The sequence below is a fragment of the Psychrobacter sp. 1U2 genome (assembly GCF_051847575.1).
Genome location: NZ_JBPYDC010001813.1, coordinates 1 through 519 on the forward strand (window position 1 = coordinate 1; position 519 = coordinate 519).

The 519-nt window shown below is 42.8% G+C and carries 1 protein-coding gene; it reads left to right on the forward strand.

Going from position 1 to position 519, the window contains the following annotated elements:
• Nucleotides 1–519, forward strand: a 519-nt coding sequence (locus tag ACS8FD_RS24540; protein WP_459252192.1) for an MFS transporter, incomplete at both ends; no start/stop codon positions are given.

Consider the following 519-nt stretch of genomic DNA (forward strand, 5'->3'; position numbering starts at 1 on the left):
GTCTATATTAGCTCGGCTTCTGAGCTAATTATGGACACGTATGGTGTGTCAGCGACGCATTTTGGTTGGCTCTTTGGTATGAACGCTGCAGGGTTTGTGGCGTTAACTCAGCTTAATCAATGGCTCACCAATCGCTTTCGTATTTTGAGTATCTTACGTTTTGGTGCGATGATGCAGGTGATTTCGGCAGGCGTACTGTTTGTGGTTGGAATACTACTTGGTACAGATGCTTGGCTGCCGCTAGTTTTAAGCTGTATTTTCTTTTGTATTGCAGGTCTTGGTCTGACTCAGCCAAACGCTTCTGCCATTGCGTTGGCATTTCAAAAACACCGTGCTGGGATGGCAAGTGCCTTACAAGGCTCTTTGATGTTTTCAGTCGGTATTTTTGGTGGGCTATTGTTGAACCTATTTCCAGTTAATCCTGTACTTAAGATTGGTATTGCAATGTTTGCCTTAATGAGTCTGGGCTGTTTTTTAATTTGGAAAATAGATCGCAACTTAAATCTTGAAGATACGGAT